At 58.8% G+C, this 10,393-nt stretch carries 10 protein-coding genes; 3 read left to right on the top strand and 7 right to left on the bottom strand.

Going from position 1 to position 10,393, the window contains the following annotated elements:
* The coding region (ccoN, locus tag ACESNB_RS02890; RefSeq protein ID WP_373003563.1) for a cytochrome-c oxidase, cbb3-type subunit I at positions 1–1,371 on the bottom strand (1,371 nt) is incomplete at its 3' end.
* Positions 1,372–1,999: 628 nt separating this feature from the next.
* Here ccoN and ACESNB_RS02885 point away from each other — a divergent pair.
* From ACESNB_RS02885 to ACESNB_RS02875, 3 genes are all read left to right on the top strand, one after another.
* The gene (locus ACESNB_RS02885; RefSeq protein ID WP_373003560.1) at positions 2,000–3,166 is read left to right on the top strand and encodes a sensor histidine kinase; all 1,167 of its coding nucleotides are present in this window, start codon (positions 2,000–2,002) and stop codon (positions 3,164–3,166) included.
* Entirely contained in the window at positions 3,163–3,789 is a 627-nt protein-coding gene (locus ACESNB_RS02880; RefSeq protein WP_373003557.1) for a response regulator transcription factor, read from the top strand. The genes ACESNB_RS02885 and ACESNB_RS02880 overlap by 4 nt, the downstream gene beginning before the upstream one ends.
* A gap of 74 nt (positions 3,790–3,863) precedes the next feature.
* Positions 3,864–4,250 (top strand): response regulator, encoded by a 387-nt coding sequence (locus ACESNB_RS02875; RefSeq protein ID WP_373003554.1) that lies wholly within the window; start codon positions 3,864–3,866, stop codon positions 4,248–4,250.
* A gap of 237 nt (positions 4,251–4,487) precedes the next feature.
* On the opposite strand, the gene ACESNB_RS02870 is transcribed toward ACESNB_RS02875, so the two are convergent.
* The 6 genes from ACESNB_RS02870 to ACESNB_RS02845 all read right to left on the bottom strand — a co-directional run bounded on the left by ACESNB_RS02870 (position 4,488) and on the right by ACESNB_RS02845 (position 10,157).
* Positions 4,488–5,291 (bottom strand): MBL fold metallo-hydrolase, encoded by an 804-nt coding sequence (locus ACESNB_RS02870; protein WP_373003552.1) that lies wholly within the window; start codon positions 5,289–5,291, stop codon positions 4,488–4,490.
* A complete protein-coding gene (locus ACESNB_RS02865; protein WP_373003549.1) occupies positions 5,288–6,061 on the bottom strand; it encodes a TatD family hydrolase in 774 nt (257 codons plus the stop codon). The genes ACESNB_RS02870 and ACESNB_RS02865 overlap by 4 nt, the downstream gene beginning before the upstream one ends.
* A gap of 10 nt (positions 6,062–6,071) precedes the next feature.
* Positions 6,072–7,007: an AAA family ATPase gene (locus ACESNB_RS02860; protein WP_373003546.1), complete on the bottom strand. Its 936-nt coding sequence runs from the start codon at positions 7,005–7,007 to the stop codon at positions 6,072–6,074.
* Entirely contained in the window at positions 7,004–7,666 is a 663-nt protein-coding gene (gene tmk / locus ACESNB_RS02855; RefSeq protein WP_373003543.1) for a dTMP kinase, read from the bottom strand. The genes ACESNB_RS02860 and tmk overlap by 4 nt, the downstream gene beginning before the upstream one ends.
* The gene (locus ACESNB_RS02850) at positions 7,656–8,807 is read right to left on the bottom strand and encodes a D-alanyl-D-alanine carboxypeptidase family protein (RefSeq protein ID WP_373003540.1); all 1,152 of its coding nucleotides are present in this window, start codon (positions 8,805–8,807) and stop codon (positions 7,656–7,658) included. Before ACESNB_RS02850 ends, tmk begins: the two co-directional genes overlap by 11 nt.
* 120 nt (positions 8,808–8,927) lie before the next feature.
* On the bottom strand, positions 8,928–10,157 hold the full coding sequence (locus tag ACESNB_RS02845; RefSeq protein WP_373003537.1) for a septal ring lytic transglycosylase RlpA family protein: 1,230 nt from the start codon (positions 10,155–10,157) through the stop codon (positions 8,928–8,930).
* Positions 10,158–10,393 lie beyond the last annotated feature (236 nt).

The following is a 10,393-nucleotide window of genomic DNA, read 5'->3' as shown; positions in this document are numbered from 1 at the left end:
TTCGATGAAGCTGTACTCAAGAAATCCGTATTCATTGTAGGCACGCCACATCAGGCCTTCGATAATGCCCGCAAAATAGAGTGCCACGATGTAGAAAACGATGCCGATCGTTGCGAGCCAGAAGTGCCACTCAACCAAGTTTTTCGAATACAGTGCCGGCCGTTTCCACAGCCATTGCGTCAGGCAGTAGAGGGCGCCGAACGAGATGAATCCGACCCAGCCAAGTGATCCGGAGTGCACGTGTGCGATACCCCACTCGGTATAGTGCGACAGCGCATTGACGGCACGCACGCTCATGAGCGGGCCTTCGAAGGTCGACATGCCATAGAAAGCCAGTGACACCACCATCATGCGCACGACCGGATCGGTACGCAGCTTGTCCCAAGCGCCTGACAGAGTCATCACACCGTTGATCATGCCGCCCCAGCTGGGCATCCACAGCATTATGGAGAACGTCATACCGAGCGTCTGCGCCCATTGGGGCAGGGCCGTGTAATGGAGGTGGTGGGGTCCAGCCCAGATGTAGATGAAGATCAGCGACCAGAAGTGCACGATCGAGAGCCGGTACGAATAGACCGGCCGCTGCGCACGTTTCGGAATGAAGTAATACATGATGGCGAGGAAGCCGGTCGTCAGGAAGAACCCGACGGCATTGTGACCATACCACCATTGCGTCAGGGCATCTTGAACCCCCGCAAACAATGAATAGCTTTTCGACCCAGACAGGTTCACCGGCATTGCCAGGTTGTTGACGATGTGAAGCATCGCGATTGTCACGATGAACGACAGGTAGAACCAGTTCGCCACGTAGATATGAGGTTCCTTGCGCTTCCAGAGAGTTCCCAGGAAAACAAGCAGGTATGCTACCCATACGATCGTGAGCCAGAGATCGGCATACCATTCGGGCTCGGCGTATTCCCTCGATTGGGTCACGCCCATCAGGTATCCGGTGCCCGCGATGATAATGAAGAGGTTGTAGCCCCAGAACACGAACCACGGCCACAGGCCGCCAGCGATGCGTGTGCGGCTGGTGCGCTGGACGACGTAGAAGCTCGTTGCGATGAGGACGTTGCCGCCGAATGCGAAGATCACGGCGGACGTGTGCAGCGGCCGCAGACGTCCGAAATTGGTCCAGCCCAAATCAGGGAAGTAGAACAGGCCCGGCCAGGTCAGCTGCAGCGCGATAATCAGGCCGACCAGAAAGCCTGCGATACCCCAGAACATGGCGGCAGCGACGCCGAATTTGACGATCGTGTCCTCGTAATAGGTTTCGTCGAACGGGTTGCGCCCCTGCAATCCGCCAGCCCAGATGCCGATCGCGACCAGCGCAAAGGCGGTCAGGAAGAAAAACACCCATGCATGTGCTTCCATAAGGGGATCGACCGCATTCGCAGCGATCAGCAAGGCCCCCAGACATGCAATGGCGACGAGTGTCGCGACGCTGGCAATGCTGCCAGAAACCGACGTCTGCGGTTTTGTAACTGTGCTCACTGATTCTGCCCCTATTTTACCTAATACGTACCAGACGCTTAAATGCCGGGAGCCGGCGAGGCAGTGTATACGGGAAACTACGGATGGGCCGCACTGTCGCACGGCTCTTAGAGTAACGCTTAAGTCGTGGAGGATGAGATGCGCAGATTTACCGTCTTCGTGCCCGGGATAGTGTTGCTCTTGCTTGGTTCCGGAAAAGTGTGGACGCATACGCAGTCGTTACAGGCTTTCCTGTCGGTCCGCTGTGGTCCGGACGGTCTTTCGTCTGCCACTCACGCGCCAGCATTCTGGGCGACCATGTTCGATGGTCATTGCTGGGGCTGCCCGGTCGCATTTTCGGGTGCCATGATGGTTCTCGCGGCGACGGCGCTTTGGTTCGTTCAACCTGCTTTGGCTAGATCTGGCGCGCGTTGATCCCGATCGGCTCGCCCGGTCGCCTCTTCTTGGCTCGCATCATCCATGAAGCATGTGCATATGGGGTTGGACTGCGTTCGAAAGGTGCCAGACGATGACCGATTCAGCTGATGGTTCTGCAGCCACGCCATTGTCGGCACCGGATCTCGCGACCCTTCAATCCCACTTCGTGTCCATCCTGGAATCTGTTCCGGACGGCATGATAGTCATAGACGAGACCGGGCTGATTCTCGCCTTCAGCAAGGCTGCAGAACTTCTGTTTGGATACACGGCCAAGGAGATCATTGGGCGCAATGTCCGCGAATTGATGGCCGGACGCGACGAGATCAATCACGATCAGTACCTCCGGAACTATCTTGATACTGGTGAGCGCCGGATTATCGGAATCGGCCGTGTCGTTACAGCACGCCGGTCGGATGGAACCCTGTTCACGATTGATCTGAAAATTGGTGAAGCCAAGATCGGCGATCACTGGCTGTTCACGGCATTTGTGCGCGACCTGACCGACCAGCGGCGGGCGGAAATGCGAATGCGCGAAATGCAATCTGAACTCGTCCACTTTTCACGATTGAGCGCGGTTGGAACGATGGCATCAGCGCTGGCCCATGAGCTCAACCAACCCCTCACGGCTGTCGCCAATTACCTGGAGGCCGGCCGCGACTTGCTGGATCTGCCCGGAGACGACAAACGTGAGATATTGCGGGAAGCCTTGGATGAGGGCGCCCGTCAAGCCGTCCGCGCAGGCGATATCGTCCGCAAATTGCGAGGCTATGTATCACGCGGCGAAATTGACGCGCGCTCGGTGGAAATCGGGCCCCTACTCGATGACGCTACCGCACTCGCGCGCATGTCGATGAGCACGAGCGACATTCCCGTGGTACTTCGTATCGCGCCAGATGTCGGGTGCGTCTTGGCCGATCCCATCCAGGTGCAGCAGGTTGTCATCAATCTGGTCCGCAACGCCCAGGAGGCGCTTGCGTCTACGGCAAGCCCGAAAATCCAGATCGGCGCGCAACTTGGAGCGAACGGGCTCGTCGCGATCTCGATCTGCGACAACGGCCCTGGCCTCGACCCGGACGTCAAGAACACGCTCTTCAAACCCTTCACCACATCCAAATCCGGAGGCATGGGACTTGGCCTGTCGATCTGCCAAACCATTGTCGAGGCCCATGGCGGCACAATCTGCGCTGATTTGGCTCCCGATGGTGGCACGTGTTTCCGGTTCACACTTCGGTCTGATCCGGCTATTCATACTTCATGAGCGAAACACGCCTGATACATTTGGTCGACGACGATGAGGCTGTGCGTCACTCCGCCAGCTTCATGCTGCGGCATGCCGGCTTTACGGTGAAGACTTACGCCGATGGCGTGATTTTTCTGGAAAGCGCGCAGCAGGCTGAACTCGGCTGTATCCTGCTCGACGTTCAGATGCCGCACATGGACGGCCTCGAAGTCCAGCAGCGCCTCAATGATCTTGGTATTTCCCTGCCTGTTATTGTGTTGACCGGGCACGGCGATGTCGAAGTGGCCGTCAAGGCAATGAAAGCCGGCGCTGTCGATTTTGTTGAAAAACCTTATGAAAAACAGATGCTTCTGGCAGCGTTGACGCGGGCCTTTGAACGCTTGGACGCCCGCAGTCATAAGGACGTTCTGACCGATGAGGCAAAAGGCCGGATAGAACGCCTCACGCCGCGCGAAAGGGATGTCCTCGGCGGGCTGGTTGATGGCTTCACCAACAAGATGATCGCAGAAACTTTGGATATTTCGCCTCGTACGGTCGAAATCCATCGAGCGAATCTGATGGAAAAGCTCGACGCACCAAGCCTTTCAAGTGTTTTGCGGATCGCTTTTGCGGCAGGTGTCGGCATGGACAGTGCCGTTTAGGGGCATCTACCTAAAGACACCGCCGTCTCGTTGATCCAGTTTTGCGACAAACCCAATTCGGTCGATGACGCAAAATGAACCCAGAAATCCAACCAAAAGAACGCGCCCAAATCGCCGTTGTCGATGACAGTGAGGCTGTGTGTCGCTCCCTGTCGCTATTGTTGCGGTCCAAGGGCTATGGCGTTTCTGTGTTCGACAGCGGGTTGGCATTTCTCGGCAGGGGAGATGCGAAGGACTTCGATTGTATCCTGATCGACTTCAAGATGTCACCTCATGACGGATTCGATCTCCTGCGCGAATTGCGGTCGCGAGGCGAAACCGTGCCTGCGATCATGATTACCGGTTGGGAGTCGAAAGACATTTTCGAACTGGCAAAACACGAAGGTTTTGCAGACGTCATCTACAAGCCAATGCTTGATGACAAACTAGCCGAGGCGCTGGACCTGATCCTCGCTCACTGACAGCGGGCCGTCGAGGGAAGGGGCCCTTGAGAGCACAATCGGTTAACAAGGTCTTTAACGGCAGATGTCCAGAGGATGGAGATACATTTCATCTGACCGTCACGGCTTCAAATCGCCCAAGTGACCCGGACTACGGAAGAAACAGGCAATTTGGTCAAATCACAAGAACCACCGGAGGTCTACTTCTTAGAGTCGCATAATCATCATTATGGGCAATAATACTTCGAGCGATATGAGCTAGAATGGCAGGACCATACCATCATAGCCGGGTTCCACGCCGCGCGGCAGTTCCTTCTGCAATGTCTTGAAATCCATATCCACGTGCATGTTGGTCAGCACCGCCCGCGCTGGCTTCAGGTCTTCAATCCATCGCAAGGCTTGTTCAAGGTTGGCGTGAGTGGGATGCGGCGTGTAGCGCAGCGCATCAACAACCAGAACGTCCAGTCCCCTAAGGCGTTCGAGGCTATCATCCGGTAATACGTTCACGTCATTACAGTAAGCCAGCCCGCCTATCCGGAACCCGCAGCAGCGGATCTTGCCGTGCTCCATGTCGACCGGCATGAATGCGAGAGGACCGCCAGCCCCGTCTATCGTGAACGTCTCTGCGGCCACGATATCCGGCATTGTGTTCAGGATCGGCGGATACCCACCCATGCCCTCAAAGCAATATCTGAACCTGTGGTGCAGCGATGTTCGCGTCGCAGCATCCATATAGGTCGGTATCGGGCGACGCATCGCGATAACCAGCGGCCTGACATCATCGATGCCATGGGTCTGGTCTGCATGGTCGTGCGTATAAACAATCGCATCCAGTTGCCGTACGTCCGCTGCCAGCAGCTGTTCGCGCATGTCGGGCGACGTATCAATCAGGACGCGCGTCATCCGACCCTTTTCGTCAATCCGGTCCACGAGGACAGAACAGCGCGTACGTCGGTTGCGAGGCTCGTTCGGGTCACACACGCCCCAGTCACCACCCACACGCGGTACACCGCCGGACGATCCGGTGCCTAGCAAAGTCAGTCGGTGGCCGGATACGGTCATGCGTCTACCTTGGCGAATAGTCTTCGCGCATTTTCGTCGGTCACCCGCTTCACCTCGTCGACAGCGAGTCCCTTGAGGCTGGCGAGCGCTTCGGCGACATGCACGAGATAGGCGGGTTCATTGCGGCGCCCCCGCATCGGCATGGGCGCCAGGAACGGGCAGTCGGTTTCAAGAATGATCCGGTCCATTGGAACGTCGGCGATCACGTCGCGTACCGCGCTCGCGCTTTTGAACGACAGGATGCCGGATACGGACACATAGGCGCCGAGCGCCAGTCCTCGCTGCGCCAGGCGCGCGCCGCCGGTGTAGCAATGCAGGAGAGGCTGGAAGGCACCCTTCCCGAATTCATCTTCGAGCACATCGCCCATCATGTCGTCGGCCTCACGCGTGTGCAGGATCAGGGGCAAGCTGGTTTGCCGAGCCGCTTCGATATGTTTCCGGAGGCTCTCGACCTGTGCGTCCTGCGGGCTGTAGCCATAATGAAAGTCCAGCCCCGTTTCGCCAATTGCCACCACCTCCGGGCGCGCAGCTGCGACTGTGAGGTCTAGAACCGTGATGTCAGGGAAATCCTTGGTATGATGCGGGTGGACGCCGACAGAGCACCAGATGTCCTCATGAGCCGAGGCGATCGCGCAAACAGATTCGAAATTGTCGAACCGGTCGCAAATCGCCAGGAACCGGCGCACACCGGCAGTGCGGGCGCGGTCCAGAACTTCGTCCAGATCATCGGCGAACACGTCGCCGTGCAGGTTTACGTGCGTATCGAACATCGTCGATGCCTTAGCCCCGCCCGACCGAGGAATAAAGCCTGGCGATCAGCTTGGCCGTTGTCTGCGATGCCTCCATGTTCAGCGCGCCCACTTCCCCGAGCAGGCGCGATGTCTTCAGCCAAGCATCCGCTGCGGCCGGATTGCCCTCGGCCTTGTCGGCAAGCCAGCCGAGCACTTCCGCGCTAAACGCCTCCAACGCAATCGCGTCGGTGTTGGCCGCCTGGACTGCAGCCGTTAGCAAGGCATCATTCGGCTTCGGCATGGACCTGAGCAGGGCCCGCGCAGCATTTGCGGCTTGCAGCCCGCTCGCGCTCGACAGCCTGATGCCCAGGCCGGGACGCCCACGGGAAAGCCCTGCAGCCTCTTTCGGTGCGCCGGCCAGTTTCAGGACACCCAGCGTGTCATCGTCTGACAAGGCCCTCAGTCGCAGGGTCCTGCAGCGAGACCGGATAGTGGGTAATATGGGCCGGGAGCCATGATTGATCAGGAACAGAATGCTCGAATTCGGCGGCTCTTCCAGTGTCTTGAGCAGCGCGTTGGCGGCATTCCGGTTCAACTCGTCCAGCGCATCGATAATTCCGACTCGCCAGCCGCCCATGGCCGGCCGCAGCGTGAAAAAGTGATTGAGATCCCGCACCTGGTCAACGGTGATATCCTGCCTCGGCTTACCCTTGTCGTTCAGTTCAATCTGTACGATGCGCCGATCAGGATGTCCTCCGGTAAGGTATGTCTGCATGACCGGGTCATCGCTCGTCGCATCAAGCGGTGCCTCGATAGGCCCGCGTGCGCCCAGCATGAAGGCCGCCAGTCGCTGCGCAAGGCGCGACTTGCCAATGCCGGCCGGGCCCTCAATCAACCAGGCGTGGTGCAGTTTGCCACTCGCGTTTGCTGAAAGGAAAGCGGATTCTGCGTCGGCATGACCGATCAAGGGTAGTGCGCTTGTCATCCGGCTCCACCGCCCTTTGCGGCGAATAAGGCCTGCACGTCTCGCCACGCGTCTGCCGCCACACTGTTTGCGTCTTGCGACGCATCGATCAATTTCACGCGGTCGGGTTCGATCTTCACCAAATCCAGAAACGCCTGACGCACCGCTGAGTGAAACGTGTCAGGCCGCATTTCGAACACGTCCTTGCGTTCATCGCGGATCTTTCGCCTGGCCTCGGTCGCCGAAGGCGGAGCGTCCAGCACCAATGTCAGGTCTGGACGTGTATTGCCCAGCACGGGAGTCTCGATAGCGATCAGAACATCTTCCGGCACGCCGTCCCCGACGCTCTGGTAGACCCGCGTTGAGTCCGAGAAACGATCACAGATAACCCACAGGCCTTTCGCCAGAGCGGGCCGGATCAGCTTGTCGAGATGGTCGACGCGTGCCGCATTCATGAGCAGCGCCTCGGCCATCGGAGACCACGTCTCGCCATTCAGGGGGTGAAGCGCAAGTTCCCGAAGGCGTTCAGCCAGCCGGGTCCCGCCGGGCTCTCTTGTCGTCACGACGCCGAAGCCGGCATCTTCCAGCCGTTCTGCAAGCGTGTGCTGCAACGTCGATTTCCCGACGCCTTCGCCACCCTCGAGCGTGATAAACCGTCCGCGCGCCGTATCAGCCATCATTGCCCGAAATCAGTGCGCTCAATCCATCCACCGCCCGGCCAAAAAAGCCGAGCCGTTTGACATCCGCCTCCGCGATAATGGGGGCCTCCACCGGTGGCCGGCCGTCCAATGTCACGACCAGGCGTCCAACACGGTCACCTTTCTTGACAGGAGCTTCCAGAGCCTTGTCGAGCACAATTTCGGTCTTCGCATTGTCGAAGGCAGCCTTGTGGCCGGCGATCAGCATGGGCTCTGCGAGGGATACCGGGACGGTGCGCTCCTGTCCCAGCCAAACTTTTTGCTCTGCAAGCATAACGTTCTCTGGCGCAATCGTCTTCAGGTCAAAACTCTGGAATGCCAGACGCAGCATCCGTTCGCCCTCTGCGGCGCGTGCGGCCATGGACTCCATGCCATTGATGACAATCGTGCGGCGTACGCCGTCCCGTACGGCGGACCCGGTCAGGCCGTAACCCGATGCTTCCAGGTGCCCGGTTTTCAATCCGTCCGCGCCTTCAATCCCCAACAAGGGGTTGCGGTTGGGCTGCGTGTATTCGCGCCAGGAATAAGCGGGAAGTTCATACCAGTCATAATATTCCGGAAAGTCGTCGATCGTGAGCTTTGCAAGCCGCGCCAGGTCCTCGGCCGATATGACATGGCCGATATCCTCGAGCCCCGTTGAATTCAGGAAGTTCGCGGATTTCAGCCCCTTGTCATGCGCTAGTTGTGTCATGCGTTTGGCGAAGGCTTCCTCGGACCCGGAAATGCCTTCCGCCAGAACGATACAGGCATCATTGCCCGACATGATGATCACACCATGGAGCAGCTCTTCAATCGTTGGAGTATCCTTCGGCACAAGACCCATCGTCGATGTGCCGGAGGGGAACCCGCCGCGTCGCCAGGCATCGGCGCTGACCGTCAGGCGATCCGTCATCTTCAATTCGCCGCGCTTGACCATGTCGAAGACCAGATAGGCCGTCATCATCTTGGTCATCGAGGCGGGAATCATCGGTTCGGCGCCATCCTTTGAAAACAGGATTTCACCCGTCATATTGTCTAGGATGACAGCATGCTGCGCCGGCGTATCGATCATCTGCGCGCCCGCCGGAGCGGCCAGCAGGGACAGGAGTGCGATTGTGGCGAGGATAGGTGTTCTGCACTTCATGTGGCCTGGGCCTCCATTGCAATTAGACGACGGCCAGACGACGTGCGGCCCTCATTCCCTTGTAATGGGGAAAAGGGGCCGGTTTGTGGTCAGCGTCAATGGGGCGTTGCGCCGTATCGGCTAGTCTGCCGAGACGATACGGCCATTCGCGATACCGCGATCGGCAAGGTCGTCGCGCATCTCAGCCGCATATGACCAAGTGTCGAGCGGACCGACCCTGACCCGGAAATAGTCAGAACCGTTCACACGTGCCGGCACGATCAATACCGGAAGGTCATATCCCAGCGATTGTTGGAAGGACTGTGCGTTGCCGATATCGGCGAAAGAACCGACCTGGACAAAATAAGCACCCTGCCCCGTTTGGGCGGACGCTGTGAAAACAGGAGCGGCAACCTGATTGGCTGACGCATAGATCACCGGCATTTGCTCCGGTGCCTGGGCCCCGACGGTATAGCTCGCCGGGATCACGCGCTCGGACGTCATGGATGGCTTATAGGCGACCGTTTGATGGTTCACGGGAGCCGGACCAAGATAGCGGACGCGCACATTCGCGCGGCCGTCTGGACCTGATTCCAGTTCGCTCGCCGCACGCTTTGACAGCTGCAATGACGCACCGTCCTCAAACGGCCCACGGTCATTGACCCGTACCACCACCTGTTTTTGCGTATCGAGATTGATGACTTGCACGAGGCTGGGCAGCGGCAATGTCGGGTGCGCCGCAGTCATCCCATCCTGTTCGAAGACTTCGCCATTCGCTGTCGGAAGGCCTGAAAATTCGTCGCCATAGGTCACGCTGATGCCCGTTTCGTCGAACACGGGTGCGGCCTCAAGCGACGTCAGGTACGCACTCGCAGGTGCGACGGCCATCGGGACAGGCGTCACGGTCCCCAACCCTTGAGTTTGCGGCACGGGCTCAAGCGCAACCAGGGGCTCCGATTCCACGACCTGCGCCTCACGCGCGGCCGCAATTCGCGCAGCTGCTGCCTGTGCGTCAAAATTGTTGGGTGTCATCGCCTGTTCGGTCACCTGTTGTGGTGCAGACCTTTGTGGCGCGTTTACGCTCGCATATTCGCGCGCCACAGGTTCTGGCTGGCGCATGGCAGCTTGTCCCGGGTAGCGGAAAGCAATGCGATTGCCCTCCTCGCCGGGTGCGGGCGCAGACGATCGGCTCGGCGGCGCCTCTACCGGAACTTTGCGCATGGGCTCAACCGTGCCGCCCTGCCCGGCATAGACGATCGGCGCAGGGTTGCGCTTGCTCGCGTCAGCGGGTCCTGTAGCCACAAGCGCAAAAGCGCTGGCGGCCAGAAGGGCTCGAATCTTGATGGAATGGCACTGTGTCGGGAAACGCATCGCGTAAAGTTGACCTCATTCTGCGGCTTCGGAAGTGACCTTCGGTCATTCCTGAGCGGCTGTTCTGCCGCCTTCAATTTGTATGGTTACCACAGCCAAATGCACACACGGTGAACCGGGAAACCCGTATTGGCGGAACCCGGCAAGGACACGTTAACACTTTTCCGGCCGGTCGAACCCGACGCGCGCCGCACATCGGCTCTTGCAAACCAGCTGTCATTATATCAAACACGACC

The organism is Hyphomonas sp., assembly GCF_041689225.1.
Classification (GTDB): Bacteria; Pseudomonadota; Alphaproteobacteria; order Caulobacterales; family Hyphomonadaceae; genus Hyphomonas.
Note: the sequence above shows the minus strand (reverse complement) of the source record. Positions and strands in the feature narration are given on the sequence as shown.

Coding starts and splice junctions, on each gene's coding strand:
- ACESNB_RS02885 (WP_373003560.1), top strand. CDS start 2,000: ATGACCGATTCAGCTGATGGTTCTGCAGCCACGCCATTGTCGGCACCG.
- ACESNB_RS02880 (WP_373003557.1), top strand. CDS start 3,163: ATGAGCGAAACACGCCTGATACATTTGGTCGACGACGATGAGGCTGTG.
- ACESNB_RS02875 (WP_373003554.1), top strand. CDS start 3,864: ATGAACCCAGAAATCCAACCAAAAGAACGCGCCCAAATCGCCGTTGTC.
- ACESNB_RS02870 (WP_373003552.1), bottom strand. CDS start 5,291: ATGACCGTATCCGGCCACCGACTGACTTTGCTAGGCACCGGATCGTCC.
- ACESNB_RS02865 (WP_373003549.1), bottom strand. CDS start 6,061: ATGTTCGATACGCACGTAAACCTGCACGGCGACGTGTTCGCCGATGAT.
- ACESNB_RS02860 (WP_373003546.1), bottom strand. CDS start 7,007: ATGACAAGCGCACTACCCTTGATCGGTCATGCCGACGCAGAATCCGCT.
- tmk (WP_373003543.1), bottom strand. CDS start 7,666: ATGATGGCTGATACGGCGCGCGGACGGTTTATCACGCTCGAGGGTGGC.
- ACESNB_RS02850 (WP_373003540.1), bottom strand. CDS start 8,807: ATGAAGTGCAGAACACCTATCCTCGCCACAATCGCACTCCTGTCCCTG.
- ACESNB_RS02845 (WP_373003537.1), bottom strand. CDS start 10,157: ATGCGTTTCCCGACACAGTGCCATTCCATCAAGATTCGAGCCCTTCTG.